Source organism: Elusimicrobium sp. An273 (assembly GCF_002159705.1).
In the GTDB taxonomy this organism is placed as follows: Bacteria; Elusimicrobiota; Elusimicrobia; order Elusimicrobiales; family Elusimicrobiaceae; genus Avelusimicrobium; species Avelusimicrobium gallicola.
On the sequence record NZ_NFJD01000004.1, the window covers coordinates 47,213 to 63,141 of the forward strand.

At 50.6% G+C, this 15,929-nt stretch carries 17 protein-coding genes; 10 read left to right on the forward strand and 7 right to left on the reverse strand.

What is annotated here, in order from left to right; all coding sequences use genetic code 11:
• Positions 1 to 3: 3 nt before the first annotated feature.
• Positions 4 to 1,209 carry an aminopeptidase gene (locus B5F75_RS05855; RefSeq protein ID WP_087288926.1) on the reverse strand — a complete coding sequence of 402 codons (1,206 nt, stop codon included), beginning with the start codon at positions 1,207 to 1,209 and terminating at the stop codon, positions 4 to 6.
• 62 nt (positions 1,210 to 1,271) lie between these two features.
• Between B5F75_RS05855 and B5F75_RS05860 the strand changes: the two genes are divergently transcribed.
• A complete protein-coding gene (locus tag B5F75_RS05860; RefSeq protein WP_087288928.1) occupies positions 1,272 to 2,030 on the forward strand; it encodes a hypothetical protein in 759 nt (252 codons plus the stop codon).
• A gap of 72 nt (positions 2,031 to 2,102) precedes the next feature.
• Here the strand turns inward: B5F75_RS05860 and zupT are convergent, their stop codons facing one another.
• The gene (gene zupT, locus B5F75_RS05865; RefSeq protein ID WP_087288930.1) at positions 2,103 to 2,876 is read right to left on the reverse strand and encodes a zinc transporter ZupT; all 774 of its coding nucleotides are present in this window, start codon (positions 2,874 to 2,876) and stop codon (positions 2,103 to 2,105) included.
• A gap of 207 nt (positions 2,877 to 3,083) precedes the next feature.
• Here zupT and B5F75_RS05870 point away from each other — a divergent pair, with 207 nt between their 5' ends.
• On the forward strand, positions 3,084 to 4,400 hold the full coding sequence (locus tag B5F75_RS05870; RefSeq protein ID WP_158093794.1) for an ATP-dependent DNA helicase: 1,317 nt from the start codon (positions 3,084 to 3,086) through the stop codon (positions 4,398 to 4,400).
• 81 nt (positions 4,401 to 4,481) lie between these two features.
• Here B5F75_RS05870 and B5F75_RS05875 read toward each other — a convergent pair whose 3' ends face one another.
• The 3 genes from B5F75_RS05875 to B5F75_RS05885 form a co-directional block, all read right to left on the reverse strand.
• On the reverse strand, positions 4,482 to 5,021 hold the full coding sequence (locus tag B5F75_RS05875; RefSeq protein ID WP_087288934.1) for a flavodoxin family protein: 540 nt from the start codon (positions 5,019 to 5,021) through the stop codon (positions 4,482 to 4,484).
• Between the two features lie 9 nt (positions 5,022 to 5,030).
• Positions 5,031 to 5,408, reverse strand: a complete 378-nt coding sequence (locus B5F75_RS05880) for a MerR family transcriptional regulator (RefSeq protein WP_087288936.1) — start codon at positions 5,406 to 5,408, stop codon at positions 5,031 to 5,033.
• A 120-nt stretch (positions 5,409 to 5,528) separates the two neighbouring features.
• Positions 5,529 to 6,743 (reverse strand): multidrug effflux MFS transporter, encoded by a 1,215-nt coding sequence (locus tag B5F75_RS05885; RefSeq protein ID WP_425130003.1) that lies wholly within the window; start codon positions 6,741 to 6,743, stop codon positions 5,529 to 5,531.
• Between the two features lie 133 nt (positions 6,744 to 6,876).
• On the opposite strand from B5F75_RS05885, the gene B5F75_RS05890 reads away from it, so the two are divergent.
• Positions 6,877 to 7,818 carry an HAD family hydrolase gene (locus B5F75_RS05890; RefSeq protein WP_087288938.1) on the forward strand — a complete coding sequence of 314 codons (942 nt, stop codon included), beginning with the start codon at positions 6,877 to 6,879 and terminating at the stop codon, positions 7,816 to 7,818.
• 183 nt (positions 7,819 to 8,001) lie between these two features.
• The gene (locus B5F75_RS05895) at positions 8,002 to 9,216 is read left to right on the forward strand and encodes an iron-containing alcohol dehydrogenase (RefSeq protein ID WP_087288940.1); all 1,215 of its coding nucleotides are present in this window, start codon (positions 8,002 to 8,004) and stop codon (positions 9,214 to 9,216) included.
• A gap of 52 nt (positions 9,217 to 9,268) precedes the next feature.
• Here the strand turns inward: B5F75_RS05895 and B5F75_RS05900 are convergent, their stop codons facing one another.
• A complete protein-coding gene (locus tag B5F75_RS05900) occupies positions 9,269 to 9,910 on the reverse strand; it encodes an outer membrane protein (RefSeq protein WP_087288942.1) in 642 nt (213 codons plus the stop codon).
• Between the two features lie 13 nt (positions 9,911 to 9,923).
• Positions 9,924 to 11,933, reverse strand: coding sequence for a sulfatase-like hydrolase/transferase (locus B5F75_RS05905; protein WP_087288944.1), 2,010 nt, complete (start codon positions 11,931 to 11,933; stop codon positions 9,924 to 9,926).
• A 498-nt stretch (positions 11,934 to 12,431) separates the two neighbouring features.
• Between B5F75_RS05905 and B5F75_RS07395 the strand changes: the two genes are divergently transcribed.
• From B5F75_RS07395 to B5F75_RS05930, 6 genes are all read left to right on the forward strand, one after another.
• The gene (locus B5F75_RS07395; protein ID WP_158093795.1) at positions 12,432 to 12,578 is read left to right on the forward strand and encodes a hypothetical protein; all 147 of its coding nucleotides are present in this window, start codon (positions 12,432 to 12,434) and stop codon (positions 12,576 to 12,578) included.
• Positions 12,579 to 12,703: 125 nt separating this feature from the next.
• Positions 12,704 to 13,429 carry a carboxymuconolactone decarboxylase family protein gene (locus tag B5F75_RS05910; protein WP_087288946.1) on the forward strand — a complete coding sequence of 242 codons (726 nt, stop codon included), beginning with the start codon at positions 12,704 to 12,706 and terminating at the stop codon, positions 13,427 to 13,429.
• 111 nt (positions 13,430 to 13,540) lie between these two features.
• Entirely contained in the window at positions 13,541 to 13,945 is a 405-nt protein-coding gene (locus tag B5F75_RS05915; protein ID WP_087289355.1) for a cupin domain-containing protein, read from the forward strand.
• A 9-nt stretch (positions 13,946 to 13,954) separates the two neighbouring features.
• Entirely contained in the window at positions 13,955 to 14,551 is a 597-nt protein-coding gene (locus tag B5F75_RS05920; RefSeq protein WP_204201213.1) for a flavodoxin, read from the forward strand.
• A 31-nt stretch (positions 14,552 to 14,582) separates the two neighbouring features.
• Positions 14,583 to 15,257 (forward strand): DUF4405 domain-containing protein, encoded by a 675-nt coding sequence (locus tag B5F75_RS05925; protein ID WP_087288948.1) that lies wholly within the window; start codon positions 14,583 to 14,585, stop codon positions 15,255 to 15,257.
• Positions 15,250 to 15,870 carry a flavodoxin gene (locus tag B5F75_RS05930; protein ID WP_087288950.1) on the forward strand — a complete coding sequence of 207 codons (621 nt, stop codon included), beginning with the start codon at positions 15,250 to 15,252 and terminating at the stop codon, positions 15,868 to 15,870. Before B5F75_RS05925 ends, B5F75_RS05930 begins: the two co-directional genes overlap by 8 nt.
• The last annotated feature ends 59 nt before the right edge of the window (positions 15,871 to 15,929 follow it).

Sequence of the window (15,929 nt, forward strand, 5' to 3'; positions counted from 1 at the left end):
TTGTTAATACCGAAACTGGCCCTTTTCGTAAATCACTTGGCTGGAACCGTCTTTTAAACGGGCGGTAACGGTTTTATTTTCGGTATTGATTAAATCCCAATGCAAGGAGGAATCGTTAAATCCCAGTTTTTCCTTGGTTTTTTTGTCCAATTTGCTCTGCGCGCCCGAAAAGGTATCGGCGTAGCTGGAACCCACAGCCACATGGCAGTTGCCGTATTTCCCGCCAAAGTTTTCATCGTACAGGATATCCGCCATAAATTTGGTAATTTTGGAGAACCGACGATCCGTCAAGGAAAATTCCCCAATCTGGGCAGCGCCTTTGTCCATAGCCAGCATTTTGCGCACAAATTCGGCGCCTTGCTGGGCATCGGCTTTGACGGCGCGTCCTTTTTCAAATTCCAAGCGAACGCCTTTTACGTAATTGCCGCTGCGGTAAGAGGACAAATCGGCAAAGTAGACGCCGCGCGTGCCGCGCCAGTCGGGCGAGGTAAAAATTTCAAAGGAAGGCACATTACAGCCGCCGCCTGCAATAAATTTGCGTTTTTCGCCCAGCAGTACTTCAAAATCCATATTTTTGGTTTCCACCCGCAGCGTTTGAATGGGCAAGGAAGAGAGCCACTTTCCGATTTCGGTAATTTGGCGGGTTACTTCCTGCCATTTTTTGACGGGGTCTTTTTCATTTAAAAAGCACGCCCGCGCCACTTGGCTTGCGTATTCTTTTACGGACAGGCCTGCCCGTTTGGCCAGTTCTTCCGTGGGGTAATTGCACAGCGTCCACGAAAATAATCCTTTTTGTTCGCGCACGTCCAAAATCTCGCGCAAGGGTTTGCGGGCCACCGCGCTTTTGGCAATGCGGGCCGGATCCACTTGCTTGAGGTGGGTTAAATCTTCGGGCGCGCGCAATGAAATCAGGCCGTTAATGCCGCCTTGGAATTCTTTTTCGCCGGGAGCGATAAAAGCCAGCTGTTTATCGTCCGCGTGCTGATAAAATGTTTTGGAAAAATCTTCCGGGGCGTTAAAGCGCATAATCACCTGGTAGTGCCGCGCCAACAGTTTCGTATACAGGGCGCGGGCCAGCGGCAGGGCGGACAAGTCGCTTCTGAGCAGCACCGTATCGTAGGGTTTAAATTTGCCGTTTCGGCGGGCGGTTTCCAGTGCCCAAATCATCACATCGGCATATTTTTCGGTTTGAACTTTGGTAAAAAACATTTTAATTTCCCCCTATGCATTATTAATGTTATAATACCAAATAAAGAATACCGAGAGAAAAAATGAAAAAATTATTTTTGCTGACGCTTTTTTGCTGTGTTTTTTCCCCCCTTTGGGCCAATGTGTCCCCCAAGCCGGAAATGGAATTTTCTTTTGTCTATCAAACGGCGAATCAGCCGGCCATTGACCCCTTGCACAGCGAACAAATCCAATGCCAAGACAATCAATGCTTGGAAAGCAAACCGCTGGGCGTGTATGGCTTGCAAAAATTATACTGCAAGAAACGCAGCTGCTTTTCCATTGCTTATGATTACGCCACTTACCAACAGCTGATTATTGCTTTTGAAGACGGAACCAAAAAGCAAAGCAATGTTTTTGCCTCGCCGGATACGTTACGCTCCCACTTTAACGTATATGTAACGGAAAACGATCTGAAGGTGGAACCTTCCGCTGCGCCGACCGATCGCCGCTCTTGGGCGCGCAAAGACGCGTGGCTGTCGCTGGGAATCGTTTTAGTGCTGGAATTGTTGGCGGCGGCGGCGTATCTTTTTTACCGGGAAAAAAGCTTTACCATTCTATACAGCGTGGGCTTGGCAAATTTAATTACCACGGCATTATCGTGGATGTTGCTCGTACGCTATGTGGGCGATACGGCCGTGCTGTGGGTGTTTTGTTTAATTGCCGAAGCATTAATCATGCGCCTGATGAACCCGCGGAAAATATCGTTTAAAGACGCCTGTATGCTTAGCTTAACTACCAACGTAACCAGCTATTCCATCGGTATGATTATTTCTTTTCTCCTGGCGCCTTACATCTTTTAAGATCCCTTAAAAATAAAAAGCCGGGGCCTTTGAATAGGCCCCGGCTTTTTATGTTCCCAATTTTTTGCTTTTTCAGAACAACAAAAGCGAAACCGCCATCACCATCATTCCGCCCACTACCCCCCAAATCACTTTATGCCCGTCTCCATATTCATGCGCCGTGGGCAGCAGTTCATCCAGCGCGATATACACCATAATTCCGGCAATCAGCCCAAACAACACGCCAAAAGCCGTTTCCTGCAAGACGCTTTTCAGCAGAAAAAATCCCAGCACCGCCCCCACCGGTTCCGCCATGCCCGACCCCGCGCTGTACCAAAAAGCTTGTTTGCGGTTTCCCGTGGCGTGGAAAACGGGCAGCGCAACGGCAATTCCTTCCGGGATGTTGTGAATGGCAACTGCCACCGCAATGGAAACGCCCAAGGTGGCGTCTTGCATGGAGGCCATAAACGTGGCCAACCCTTCGGGAAAGTTGTGAATGGCCAACGCCAGCGCCGTAAAAAGCCCCAAGTGCTTGAGCTTGGCGGATTGATCCAAGGTGTGTTGTTCCAGATGGTGGGAAGGCAGCAGCGTATCAATCAGCCACGCCAGCACAATCCCCGCAAAGAACAGCCCCGTGGCGGCCCAAGCGCCTGGTTTTTCGCCAAACAAAAGGCCCAAAGCCTGCGTGGCCTGCGGGAGAATTTCCATAAACGAAACGTAAATCATCACCCCGGCCGAAAACCCGAGTCCCAATGATAAGACGGAGAGATTTTCCCGTTTAATCACAAAAGCCAGCGCTCCGCCCACGGCGGTAGCCGCGCCGGCCAAAAAACTTAATGTAAAAGCGGTTAAAATAGATTGTTCCATAAGGGTATGGTAGCAAACTTTTATTTGCGCAAGAAAGGGCAAGGCGGCGCGGCCTCGTAAAAAACCATACTGGCTACATTCAGTCCCTGTCCATATCCGTAAATGCAGTTGGGTAATCCCGTTAAACGCAGCAAGGGAAAGCGTTGGTGGCGTTTTTTCTCCGTCCATTACACAAGCGGCCAAGCGCTGAATTGCTATAATAAAAGTATGCCCGCTGGAAAACCTGACATTATTCTGACAGACGAATTTAAAGACGCCCTTGCCCTTTTGGAAGCCAAACCGTCCGTAAAACCACTTATCTTTATTACGGGCCGGGCCGGAACGGGCAAGACCACGCTCCTGCGCTATTTTGCCGAACATACCGCCCAAAATACCGTTGTATTGGCCACCACCGGGCTGGCGGCCATTAACGTGCACGGGCAAACCGTTCATTCTTTCTTTCGTTTAAAACCGGGCAATCTGCTTGATAAAAGCAATTTAAAACGCCTGCCGCGCAAAACGGTGGACGCCATAGACACGCTGATTATAGACGAAGCTTCCATGCTCCGGGCCGATTTGTTGGACGCCATTGATTACATTTTGCAGCTTTCCACCCACAGCGAAGAACCCTTCGGCGGCAAAAAGATTGTGCTATTTGGCGACCTGTTCCAGCTGCCCCCGGTGGAGGAGCAAGCTTCCGGCGGTTTGTTTGACTATTTCCGCCAGCTGTATCCCAGCCCCTATTTTTTTGAAGCGCATGTGCTGCGCCGCCTGCCCACGGAAGTATTTGAACTGCGGCGCATCTTCCGCCAAAAGGCCGACCCGGACTTTGCCCGCTTGTTAAACCTCATCCGGGAAGGACAGGTAACCCAGCCGCAGCTAGACAGCCTGCTCAACACCCGTAAAACATTTGACTTGCCGGAAAAATTTGAAAACAGCATCATTCTGGCCCCCACCAACCGCGAAGCGGCTTGGCGCAACGTGCATTACCTGGCCCAGCTGCCCGGCGAAGAATTTACCTACACGGCCACGGCGGACGAGTCGTTTCAGACCAAAACCCCGCCGGCGGATCCCGTGCTGCACCTCAAAAAGGGGGCCAAAATTATGATGCTGGTAAACGACGATAATTGGGTAAACGGCGATATCGGCACGGTGTATGATTTGGGGCCGGATTTTATTCAGGTGGAACTCAAAGGCTGCATTTACCAAGTGGAACCCCACGTATGGGAAGACGTGCGATACGAATTTAATCCGCTGCTGCAAAAACTGCAGCCCAAAGTGAAGGGATTTTTTAAACAATACCCGTTAAAACTGGCGTGGGCCATTACCATTCACAAATCCCAAGGCCTTACCTTTGACAGCATTTACCTGGACATCGGCCGCGGCGCCTTTGCCCCCGGGCAAACCTATGTGGCGCTTAGCCGCTGCCGCACGTTAAACGGGGTGCATTTAAAAAAAGAAATTTCCGTACAAGACGTCCTGTGCGACGGCCGCGTGAAACAATTTATGGACTATGTCCGCGGCCCGCACACGCTTCGCCGCTAACCTTTTTCCCGTGTCATTCCGCCCGTTTTACACAAAAAAAGCGCGTTCCCAAGAACGCGCTTTTTATAGAACGAATAAACGCTAGCAATGTTTGCCCGCCTGATAGGCTTCTTCAAATGCGGGCGTTTCTTTGATTTCGCCTTTTTGCCAAGCGCCCGTACCGTAGATAATACCTTTCTCGCGGGCATTGTCCAAGCAATCTTCCGTAAATCCACGCAGGGCTTCCACCGTGCGGGCCAGGTTTTTCTTGTTCGTGTCGGCCGAGGTCAGGATAAAGTAAAAATCCTTATCGGTAATTTCCGTATAGCGCGGGACGGTGCGGTCGATAAACGTTTTTAACTGGCCGTCCATGGAATAAAAATAAACCGGCGTCGCCAGGACAATCACATCCGCCTGCACCATTTTGTCCAGCAGGGCGGCCATATCGTCCTGCTGCACACAGCGGTGGGTATTGTTGCACACGCCGCAGCCGGTGCAATAATTGATTTTATGCTCGCGCAAGGAAATTTTTTCGACTTGGTGCCCGGCCTCCGACGCCCCTTTTAAAAACTGGTCGCACAACAAGTCCGAATTGCCGCCCCGGCGGGGGCTGGCGGAAATAATCAGTACTTTTTTTGCCATCCTCTTACCTCACTTCAACAATTTTTTCTCACACGCCACAATGCGCTGTTCGTAAACGGAAATTTTATAATTCAGCCGCTTCAGCGTTTGCTGCATTTGTTCAATGCGTTCTTTTAAACGGTCGCGCTCCGTTACCAGCAGGTTTTTGCGCTGTTGCAAGGTGCGGTTCCCCTTGGCATACAGGGCAATATACTGCGTCAGCACCTCAATGGGAAGCCCCGCCTCGCGCATGCATTTAACAAATTCCACCCACCCGCAGTCCGTTTCCGTATAATCGCGGATGCCGTTTTCTTTGCGGTTAACCGGCGGAATCAAACCGGCTTTTTCGTAGTAGCGAAGCGTATCTACGGAAAGGCCGTATTTTTTGCTCACTTCGGATATCGTCATTCCGTTGCCTCCGTAAGTCTTTCTTATATTGTAATACCTGGAGCCAACTCCAAGTCAAGCCTTTGGGCATAAAAAAAGGAGCTTTTTTCAAAGCTCCTTGTAAATTTCCTCAGGGATTTCTTAGCAAACGCCGTTATTGATTACCGCCGTATGCGGCGTATGCCCGTGAATTGCGGCCCAGCCGCACAGGCAGGAAGCCGCCGCACAAATAACAAACGTAATGCCCGTAGACACCAGGATGTCTCCCATGCCCACCAGCGGCGATACAATGCTGCCAAACAAAAAGCTGGCCGCACCCAACAGCGCAGAGGCCGTACCGGCTTGCTCCCGGGCGTTTTCCATAGCCAAGGTCGTGGCGGAAGTAAGCGTAAGCCCCAGCATAAACAACAATACAAACAGCAAACCTTCAAAAAGCACGATAGACGCGCCCGAAACCAACGATACGAACAACAGCAGGCTGCACGTCATCATGCCTACGCAGCTGGTAATTACGGAGTTTTCCTGCCGTTTAAACTTGGCAGAAAGCCCCGCCCCGCCCATCAGTGCCAGCGCGTTAAGCGCAAAGAACAAGCTAAAGGCAAACGGGCTGAAGCCGTAATGCTCCTGAATAATAAACGGAGAGGACGCAATATAGGCAAACAAAATAGCCAGCGCAAAAGCCTGCTGCAGCACATACAGCATATAGGTGCGTTTTTGCAGGACGATTTTAAACAGTACAAACGTATGGGAAAGTTTTTCCTTGGAGCGTTTGCTGTGGGACAAGGATTCATTAAAATGAAAGCAACCCGCCGTCAGCGCAAGGCCCACCGCAAACAGCACGGCAAAAATGCCCTGCCAATTGGTCACTTTCAGGACGGCCCCGCCAATGACCGGCGCCGAAACGGGAGCAATCCCGTTGATCGCGCCGATGACGGCCAAGGCTTTTGCCAAATTGGCGCCTTTAAACTTGTCGGTCGCGATGGAGCGGGAAATCACAATTCCGCCCGCACCCGCCGCACCTTGCACAAAACGCAAGGCAATAAATACCTCTATATTAGGGGCAAAAATACACGCCAGCGTGGAAAACAAAAACAGCAGCATCGATACGATCAGCGGCGAGCGCCGGCCGTATTTATCGCTCAGCGGGCCGAATAAAATCTGGCCCGCGGCCAGCCCCAGCATGGAGGCCGTAAGTCCCAGCTGTACCATCGAGGTACTGGTGTCAAAGAACGAGGTCATCGTCGGAAGGCTGGGCAGGTACATGTCCGTTACAAACGGCCCGAAAGCCGTCAGCATGCCCAAAAATACAAATAAAAAAAGGCCGTATTGCGCCTTTTTGTGGAGGTTCCCTTCCAGGTTTTTTTAGTCTGTTTCATCAGTAATATTATATCTCTTTGAGACGTGGATTTTCAAATTTACGTCTATTGTTTTGCCTCCTATTTGGGGCGTTTTCTTGAACACCCGCCGCCGAAACAGGTACAATATATATATGAATTCTTTACGCCGTCTGTTCCTGCCGGTTGCTGCGGTTTTAGTATACGCCACCGCGCCTTCTGTCTTACACGCACAGAAACAAATCCTTCCTTTAACCCGCGCCTTGCAGCAAGAAACTTTGCGCGTTGCGGCCGACCGCCCGCTGTTATCCGGTTTTCACGGTATTCTGTCCCCCCGCCATTGGATTGGGCTGAACCCCGCCACGGCCGTAAACCCGCGGCTGCTTGAGCGAAAAGTGCTGGCGCAGTTTCCCCGGAGGGTTTCCCCCCGTCATGCTTTCCCCGGCAAACAGCAAATAGACGCCGTGATTTTTGATTTGGACGGCACCCTGTTAGATTCCCTTTCCGCTTGGGAACATTCCGGCTCCAATTTTTTACGCACGCAAGGCATTGTGCCCCCGCCCGGATTGGATGAAGAACTGGCCAAAATGTCGCTGTTAGACGGGGCGCGCCTGCTAAAAAAACGTTTTCATTTGCCCCAGCCGCCCGAAGAAATTTTACGTCTGACGCTGGAGCCGATCCGCCGCCATTACTATGAGGACATTCAGCCCAAGCCCGGCGTCTTATCGCTGCTTCAGCGCCTGCATGCGCAAGGCATCAAACTTTGCGTGGCCACCGCTTCCGACCGGGAACTGACGGAAGCCGCCCTCAAACGTACGGGCCTTTTGCCCTACTTTGATTTCATCCTTACCTGCGACGAAGCCGGCGCCGGCAAGCGAAATCCGGCCGTCTACCAGCTGGCCCGCCAAAAACTGGGCACGCCCTTGGAGCGGACGCTGGTGGTGGAAGATGCGCTCTACGCCCTGCAAACGGCCCGCAGCGCAGGCTTTGCCACGGCCGCCATTTCCGAGCCGCACGCCGCCAAAGACCAACCCGCTTTGAAAGAAACCGCCGATTATTATTTTCTGTCGTTTCTCCAGTGCCAATTGGAAAAATGACCCCTTGGTTTGCAATTTGTGAACTTTAAGCCGCTTCTCCAAGCGGCTTAAATTTTATTGATATTTTTTCTTCGCCCCCGAATAAAAACCCTTCCGCGCGTTTTGCATAAAATGCCCATTTCCCAACCCTTTCCAATATGGTATAGTAAAGGAGAAGAAGTACCATATTAAGGAGGGGAATGTATGTGGGAAAAAGATATTGATATTAATGAAGTGCGCGAGATTCGTAGCCGCACGCTGGTATATTTCGGCGTAGGCGCCATCAATAAAATCTCGGACATTTGCAAAGACTTAAAAGCCAAAGGAATTACCAAACTGGTAGTGGTAACGGGCCACGGCGCTTATAAGAAAACCGGCGCGTGGGATCATGTCACCAAAGCGTTTGCCGAAAACGGCATTACGTATGTTCACTACGACAAAGTAACCCCGAACCCGAACACGCACCACGTCAACGAAGCGGCCAAAATGGCGGCCGATTTCGGTGCGCAGGCGATGCTCGCCATCGGCGGCGGTTCCGCCATTGACGCCGGCAAGAGCGTGGCCATTTTGATGAAGAACCCCGGCCACACGGCGGAAGAATTGTATGAATTCAAATTTACGCCTACCGAAGCCGCGCCGATTATCGCCATCAACCTCACGCACGGCACTGGTTCCGAAGCCAACCGCTTTGCGGTGGTCAGCATTGAAGAAAAGAACTTCAAACCCGCCATCGCGTACGATTGCATCTATCCGCTCTACTCCATTGACGACCCGGCCCTGATGACCGGCCTGGCCGAAAACCAGACCCGCTACGTGTCTATCGACGCGGTCAACCACGTGGTAGAAGCTTCCACCACCAAAGTAACTTCGCCCTACGCCATTGACCTGGCGGTCGCGGTCGTGAAACTGGTGAACGAATACCTGCCCGTGGCGCTTAAAGATCCGACCAACCTCGAAGCCCGCTATTTCTTGGCCTATGCGGCCTTGATTGCCGGCATCAGCTTCGACAACGGCATGCTGCACTACACGCACGCGCTGGAACACCCGCTTTCCGGTGTGAACCCGCACTTGACCCACGGCTTGGGTTTGGCCATGTTGCTGCCGGCCGTCATCAAGAACATCTATCCCGCTAAACCGGCTACGCTGGCCGATGTGCTGGCCCCGATTGTGCCCGGTTTAACCGGCTGCGCCTGCGAAGCCGAAAAAGCGGCTCAAGGGGTGGAAAAATGGCTGTTCTCCGTCGGCTCTACGCATAAGCTGGAAGACGAAGGCTTCAAATCCTCTGACGTAGACAAGCTGGTGGACTTGGCTTTCAACACGCCTTCTTTGGGCGGTTTGTTGGGCATCGCTCCGACCGAAGCCACCAAAGAAGCGGTTCGCACCATCTACACCGAATCGCTCAAACCGTATAACAAATAACTTTGGGCTAGAACCCACAAAAACCCCGGTCCGAAAGACCGGGGTTTTTGTGTTAAAACTTGTAAAACAAACCGGCTGAGTAAGAAATATAACTGGCTTGAGGGAAAAGTTTTACATATTCTTGCTGTGCGGTAAATTTGCTTGTTTTAAACCGGTTGTAATTATACCGGGCTTCCACATTCAATCCTATATGCGTCGAAACCATATATTCCATTCCTAACCCTATGGAAGCGGCCCAATTGGTATTTTGGAAGTGTTCCGTTTTTCCCATTTCTATACTCGTGCGCGTGTTGGCTATGCCAAGGCCTAACGGTAGGTAAAACTGCAGGGAATTTTGAGGATTGAGGTAAATCCGGGAGAGCAACATATAGTGTAAGCTCTTGGTATTTACGTTTAGTTCCAGCCCGCTGGCCCGGTCCGTCGGAAAATAATCATATCCGAAAGAAAGCCCCAAGGCAATTCGCCGGGATAAGAAATAGAAACCGTGGATATTGAATCCGAGGCTTGGGTCTCCCAGTTTAGCGTCGTGTTCTATGCCGGTAGTAACATTGACGACATTAAATTCGCCCCAGTCGCTTCCCAAGCACGGAATGGCCGTGTTCAAGGATATGCCTAATGTTTTATCGCCTGATTGGTAGGCAAACGATAGCGTATGCAACAAAATAAGACTGAACAACAATAGATACTTTTTCATTAATACTGCCTCCTTATCGCTTTAATTTTTCTACATCTAAAAGGCTTTGAAGCATTCCACCCAGCGGATGAAGATGCGGTGCGTTGGAAAAAATGTTGGCGAGTTTTTCCGGATCCACTTCTTCGACCTGCAGCGGGTGGAGCTGGTTAAAGTCAAAGGCGGGATATATTTCCACCGGGTCCAGCGCATTGGGGCGGAGCAATACAAAATAATGTTCGTCTGCAAAGGCTACATCGCGGGAAAAACAACGGTAGTCCACAAAACAGCCAGAGGTAATAACTATACGGTTGGTTTGATCTTCGAACAGGCTGCGCCCGGTGAAATCTTCCCGCTCAAAGGCAGGCGGCTGGCCGGTAAGCAAAGAGGCCAAATGTAAAATGGTAGGAATTAAATCAGAAGTGCTGACATAACGCTTTTGGTTTTGCACAAAATGGTTCCAGTTGGTAGCCGGAATTTGCTGTTGCAGCGCCGGCGGAATATACCAAATAAAAGGTACTCTGACTGATTCTTCGTGCAAATCTTGGTTATGGAAATAAGCTCCGTGTTCATAAAATCCTTCGCCGTGATCGGAAGTGAGGACGACAATCGTCCGCTGGAGGTCTATTTCGTTTAACAAATTTGCTTCCAGGTGGGATAAATAATAAATGGCATTGTCGTAGCAGTTAACAGATGCTTGCGGCCAATGCGTGCGCTCCGTTTCGCACGGTTGAAACGGGGTAAAGCCTTCTTGTTGAAAATAAGGGAAATGCATACTGTTGGCATGAAAAACACCTACGAAATGCGGATGCTGTTTAATCACTTGTCCCACCTGCTGGAGAGCAATTTCATCTTGGATGTAGTCCAGTGCGTCTTTTTGCCCAGCATCATCGGCAGCACTCCAGAGGTATTGCATATTAAACGAATTAAAGAACTCATCTAATCGGGCCCATTTTTTCCCGGCCGTTAAGATATAAAACGTAAAAAATTTTTGTGGGAAATAGTCCCATAATGTAAGGGCGTCTTTGATGGCGGAAGGGTGCCGCTGGGGGCCTTGACCGGTGAATAGGGCTGGGATGGCCGTATCGGTATAATTAGCCGGTGAAAGTGCCTGGAAGACGAATGATTTTTGATAAAAAGATTTTAACGGATTGTCCGGGTAACGATCGTATCCATATATGCCCATATTGCGTGCCCGCTGGGCATCGTTAACAATGACCAGCACATTAAATGGGATATCCGGGGCCTGGAAGGCCTGGTACTTGTCAGAGGCAGTTTCGGACTGTTTAAGGCTTTTATCCCGTTCCGGGCTGAACAGACTGTCAAAAATTTCTACCATAAACTGAGCATCAAACGCTAAGCGCGGAACTTGATTTTTGAGCGGCCCTCCTAGCAAAGCGAAAAAAAACGCACTCAAGCTAAATCCGCTTATGAAAAGGATTTTAAGGGAGCGTTGTTTACTCTTGACTATAAATGCGAGGAAAGACACTGTTCCAAATAGGCCCACTATATACAAACTGCGGGGGAATACCTGGTGCAGGTCGTATTTGAAACACCACTTCATTTGTATGAGCCATATTGTCAGGGCGGGCAGCCAGATAAACCATTTTTTTAATAAAGCAAAAGGCTGTTGTTTTTCTCCTTTAAATAACGGGTGAAGGCACCAGCAGGAAAAGAAGGCAAGGCCGCTTCCGGCCAGAATAATCCAGCCTGCATAGGGCAACAGCTGCATTTTGAGCGTAGCAAGCAAAAAAAGCGGCTCGCGCATCAAAGCGGTAAGCAGCTGGGAAGGAATAAAGGCGCCGTAATTTTGGTAATAAAAGAAATTAAGCAGTGGCAAAGCGGCCGCCAGTGAGCATAGCACCGCCCAGCCGCGGCCATATTTGCAAAGAAATAGCGAGGATATAAATAGGGAGAATGTGCCGTACACACAAAGCGAAAAACACCAAGAAACCATTAGCCAGGGTTGAAAAACCGGCTGTAAAACAAGTTGTAAAATGGCAAACAGGAAAACGAAAGAAACTGCCCAAAGCAGATTTTTTTTCATAGAGCTGACCTCGTTATTATTTCAATCTCAAAAATAACAGGCCAGCACGAGAAAAGAATAAGCAGCAGCGACGAGGAAGGCGGTACAAGGCAGTAAAAAACGGCTGTTAAATTTGAGCCAGCTCTAATAACCCAAATATAAACAGCCGTGGCTTTCTGCCATATTATATGGCAGAAAGCACTCGGCACGGCATATTTAAGGGATCAGTTTAAATATGCTGTGCCTAAAAACGACTGCTTTTGGATTAGAGCTGTGCCGTTGGTTTCCCAACAGCGCACCGTATTCTTCATACGGTTCCAAAAACAGATTTAAATTGTATATAAGCCACGTTGAAGGCTTATTTGTGGTAAAAACTCCTTTATTGAATAATAGTTATTATAAAAAATTTTAATGTGCTTTTCAGTTTTAATTTAAGCGGCGGTTGCCGCGGACGTATTCAAAAAAGTGTTTCACGCGCGCGTCGCACAAAATATCTTTGACGGAAATTTCCTTCTTTAAATGCACGCCCGCCAGGGTGCGGCAGCGGCCTTGCTATTTACGGCGGGCATGTCGCCCAAACCTAAAAAACAGGAGACGCAAGTCATGAAAAAAGCACCCATTGATACGATTTTTAACCAAGGAGAACCCAACCCGTACACCAAATAACTTTGGTTCTGCCGCATACCCCGGCCCGCAAAAGGCCGGGGTATTTTTTGTGTTCCCGCCTGCCATAAAAAATAGGTCTTGACCTGGAGCAAGCTCCAGCCTGTATACTAATTTCAGGAGGGTTTATGAATTTAACACAAAAACGCATTACAGGGCTGTTGGCCGCCGGGCTGGTGGGGACGTCCGGCCTGCAAGCCTACGACTGGAAACAAGCCCAGAAAAATCTGTCCCCCAAACAGCAGGCCATTGCCCAAACCGCGGCGCTTAGCGCCGTAGGTAATTTGGAAAAACTGCCCGCCGCTTTTTACCAAGCATTAGACAGCGGCCTTACGGTAAACGAACTGAAAGAAATCGTGCTTCAGCTGTATGCCTACACCGGTTTCCCCCGCTGTTTAAATGCGGCCGGGGTGCTGGAAAGCGTGGTCAAACAGCGCCGCGCCGCCGGGAAGGAGGACGTTACCGGCCTTTTCCCCCAGCCCATTCCCGCCGGAACGGATAAATACGAACTGGGCAAAAGAAATCTGGAAGTATTAACCGCTTCCAAGCTGCCCAGCCACCCGCCGGTATTTATTCAAGGAACGGATACCTTTTTAAAAGAACATTTGTTTGCCGATATTTTTGAGCGCGGCGTGCTGACGTACCCGGAGCGGGAAATCGCCACCGTATCGGCGCTGGCGGCGCTGGGCAATGTAGCCCCGCAGCTGCAAGCCCATATTTCCATGGCTATGAACGTGGGCGTAAGCGCCCCGCAAATAGAAGGCATTATGGCGGTGATTAAAAAAGCCGTCGGGCGCAAAACGGCCGTCAGCGGATTGCACGCTTTAGAAGCCGTACTCTCGGCTCAAAAATAACCTTAGGAGAAAATTATGTGTTCCAAAAAAGCACTTTTGCTCTGTGCGGCGGCGGCCTTGCTGTGTACGGCGGGCATGTCGCCCAAACCTAAAAAACAGGAGACTCAAGTCATGAAAAAAGCACCCATTGATACGATTTTTAACCAAGGAGAACCCAACCCGTACGGTAAATTTTTTACGGGGCAAACCTATTTAAATATGTTAAGCCCCAAAGACGATGTGTTTAATGCGCCCATCGGCAACGTAACCTTTGAACCCGGCGCACGCACCCATTGGCACAAACACGACGGCGGACAGATTTTGCTGGTGCTTAACGGCGAAGGCCGCTACCAGGAAAAAGGGAAAGAAATCCAAATCCTGCACAAAGGCGATATCGTGCGCATTGCCCCCGGCGTAACGCATTGGCACGGCGCGGCGCCGGAGAGCTGGTTTGTGCATATTTCGCTGGAAACAAACGCCCACCAAAACGGTCAAACCGAATGGCTGGACGCGGTAACGGACGAACAATACAAATAAGGAAACTCTATGAAAAAAATGACGCGATTATTTTATTCTGGTCTGATCGTGCTGTCGGCCGCCGCCTGCCGGGCAGACACGCCGGACACGGGAACTTCTTCCGCCGGCGCGGTGCAAAATCCTTTTGCCGGCAAAAAAGTGCTGGTGGCGTACTATTCGCATTCCGGCAACACGCAGGCCGTGGCGCGCCAAATTGCGCAGGCCGCGCAAGGCGACTTGTTTGCCATTGAAACCGTGCAGCCCTATCCCGCCGCGTACAACGACCTAACCGCCCAGGCCAAGCGGGAAATCAACGCCGGGTTTATGCCGGAGCTGAAAAACAAAGTGCCGCAAATGGAAACCTACGACGTGGTGTTTATCGGCTCGCCCAACTGGTGGGGCACCTATGCCCCGGCAGTAAAAACATTCCTGTCGCAATATGATTTCAGCGCCAAAACGCTGGTGCCGTTCTTTACGCACGGCGGCGGCGGAATGCAGCGCTGCGAAAGCGATATGAAAGCCCAACTGCCGCAGGCCCGCTTTCTAAAAGCGGCCTCTTTCCCCGGCCGTTCTTCGGGCGCGTCGCCGGAAGCACTGCAAAATTGGTTGGATAAGCTGGCACAATAAACGCTATAATAAATAAAAAAGGAGAACGGATATGACTGCAAAAACGCGCTTTAAATTCAGTGTGGATTTTGTGATGTCCGTTCTCTTTTTGCTGGCGCTGGGCTACCCGTTTACCGGCAAACTGCCGCACGAATGGTTGGGAACGGCTTTATTTGTAGTTTTTATCTTGCATAACGTGCTTAACGCCGGGTGGTACGCAGCCTTATGGAAAGGCAAATACACGCCCTTTCGTTGGGTGTTAACAACCGTCAACCTGCTTTTGTTGGCCGCCATGATTGGCTTGTGCGTAACGGGCATTTTTCTGTCGCGGGATGTATTTTCCGTTTTGCATTTAGGCGGCTCCTGGACGGCCAGGCGCCTGCACCCCGTATTTGCGTATTGGGGCTTTTTATTATCGGCCGTGCACCTAGGGTTAAACGGCGGCGTTTTTAAGCCGCTTCTCCAGCGCGCCCAACGCCGATTTTCCCGCTGGGCCTTGGGCACAGCGGCCGGCTTGGCGGCGGCGTACGGTCTATTTGCCGTTTTCTACTGGAAAGTACCCACCCAGCTGGGCCTTGCATTTACCCATATGCCTCGGGGGCGGTCTTTTATTTCTTTCTTATCGGCGCACCTGGCCATTTTGTTTCTGGCGGCGGGCGTAACCTACTGGCTGGTAAGCAAAGCTTCATCCAACAAAAAAATTTCAGGAGGGAACCCTCATGCTTAAAACCATTTTACTGCTGGTGCTGGCCGCGGCCGTAATCGGCGGCGGTATCGGCGCCGTGCACTTGATGCGCGTGGCCCAACGAAACAAAAAGGAAATGGCTCCTTTTCAGGGAGAAAAAATCGCCTATACCGCCCAGTTGGGCAAGGCGTTGGTCATTTATTATTCCCGCTCGGGCCATACGCAGGATATTGCCCAGCGGATTCAACAGCGCACCGGGGCCGATTTGTACCGCATTGAACTGCAGGAGCCGCTTTCTTCGGCTCCGTGGATGTATCTTATCCTCAAACGCCAACTCTCCACCGGGCGCTACCCGCCCCTTCAACCCCCCTTGCCCGACGTCTCGCAGTACGACGTGGTGTTTGTCGGCTCTCCTATTTGGTGGTACACGGCCGCCACGCCGGTACTTCAATTTTTGCGGGAAATGGATTTTAAAAACAAAAAAGTGGTTCCCTTTTCCACCCAAGGCAGCAATTACGGCACTTTTTTTGAAGACTTCGCCGCCCGCGCCAAAAACGCTCAACTTCTAAAAGGGGAGTCTTTTAATAACTTGGGCCCGCAGTATAACGACGCCGTAGACAATAAAATCACTTCCTGGCTAAACGCCTTACCTTAGTTCTCCGCTCCCCGGTTTGAAAACCGGGGAGCACATACCTTTCCATAAAAGCTACAATA

What these genes read in the sequence shown, in the direction of transcription:
- B5F75_RS05855 (WP_087288926.1), bottom strand. Translation starts at nt 1,209, where the DNA reads ATGTTTTTTACCAAAGTTCAAACCGAAAAATATGCCGATGTGATGATT.
- B5F75_RS05905 (WP_087288944.1), bottom strand. Translation starts at nt 11,933, where the DNA reads ATGAAAAAAAATCTGCTTTGGGCAGTTTCTTTCGTTTTCCTGTTTGCC.
- B5F75_RS05910 (WP_087288946.1), top strand. Translation starts at nt 12,704, where the DNA reads ATGAATTTAACACAAAAACGCATTACAGGGCTGTTGGCCGCCGGGCTG.
- B5F75_RS05930 (WP_087288950.1), top strand. Translation starts at nt 15,250, where the DNA reads ATGCTTAAAACCATTTTACTGCTGGTGCTGGCCGCGGCCGTAATCGGC.
- B5F75_RS05875 (WP_087288934.1), bottom strand. Translation starts at nt 5,021, where the DNA reads ATGGCAAAAAAAGTACTGATTATTTCCGCCAGCCCCCGCCGGGGCGGC.
- B5F75_RS05925 (WP_087288948.1), top strand. Translation starts at nt 14,583, where the DNA reads ATGACTGCAAAAACGCGCTTTAAATTCAGTGTGGATTTTGTGATGTCC.
- B5F75_RS05895 (WP_087288940.1), top strand. Translation starts at nt 8,002, where the DNA reads ATGTGGGAAAAAGATATTGATATTAATGAAGTGCGCGAGATTCGTAGC.
- B5F75_RS07395 (WP_158093795.1), top strand. Translation starts at nt 12,432, where the DNA reads ATGCACGCCCGCCAGGGTGCGGCAGCGGCCTTGCTATTTACGGCGGGC.
- B5F75_RS05870 (WP_158093794.1), top strand. Translation starts at nt 3,084, where the DNA reads ATGCCCGCTGGAAAACCTGACATTATTCTGACAGACGAATTTAAAGAC.
- zupT (WP_087288930.1), bottom strand. Translation starts at nt 2,876, where the DNA reads ATGGAACAATCTATTTTAACCGCTTTTACATTAAGTTTTTTGGCCGGC.
- B5F75_RS05880 (WP_087288936.1), bottom strand. Translation starts at nt 5,408, where the DNA reads ATGACGATATCCGAAGTGAGCAAAAAATACGGCCTTTCCGTAGATACG.
- B5F75_RS05860 (WP_087288928.1), top strand. Translation starts at nt 1,272, where the DNA reads ATGAAAAAATTATTTTTGCTGACGCTTTTTTGCTGTGTTTTTTCCCCC.
- B5F75_RS05900 (WP_087288942.1), bottom strand. Translation starts at nt 9,910, where the DNA reads ATGAAAAAGTATCTATTGTTGTTCAGTCTTATTTTGTTGCATACGCTA.
- B5F75_RS05915 (WP_087289355.1), top strand. Translation starts at nt 13,541, where the DNA reads ATGAAAAAAGCACCCATTGATACGATTTTTAACCAAGGAGAACCCAAC.
- B5F75_RS05890 (WP_087288938.1), top strand. Translation starts at nt 6,877, where the DNA reads ATGAATTCTTTACGCCGTCTGTTCCTGCCGGTTGCTGCGGTTTTAGTA.
- B5F75_RS05920 (WP_204201213.1), top strand. Translation starts at nt 13,955, where the DNA reads ATGAAAAAAATGACGCGATTATTTTATTCTGGTCTGATCGTGCTGTCG.